Consider the following 311-nt stretch of genomic DNA (forward strand, 5'->3'; position numbering starts at 1 on the left):
TAACTCAATTAAAATTTGCGTATTTCTATCCGCACTATTTGCACCAAGACGAATTTTTGTTAGTTCACTTTTTAACACATCATGTAAGTTTTTTGATACCACTTCCGTTACATAATTTAACGACCATTCTGTATTTTTTGCCGCTTCATGCTCCTTGCAAATTCGTCCCATTGCTTCGCCTGTATATCGAATTCCGTGTTCTTCCATATAATCATTTATATAATCTTCTGTCGCTTGATCCATCGTTACCTGTCTTCTAATTGTACTCATTTAATAACCCCTTTCATTTTGATACGCACTCTCTTTTTGCA

The 311-nt window shown here is 34.7% G+C and carries 1 pseudogene; it reads right to left on the minus strand.

The annotated features are described in order from the left end of the window. A pseudogene (locus CN409_RS30585) lies at nucleotides 1-270 on the minus strand (hypothetical protein); the annotation flags it as partial. Nucleotides 271-311 lie beyond the last annotated feature (41 nt).

Origin of the sequence: Bacillus sp. AFS012607, from assembly GCF_002558005.1 — a bacterium.
Lineage (GTDB): Bacteria > Bacillota > Bacilli > Bacillales > Bacillaceae_G > Bacillus_A > Bacillus_A thuringiensis_S.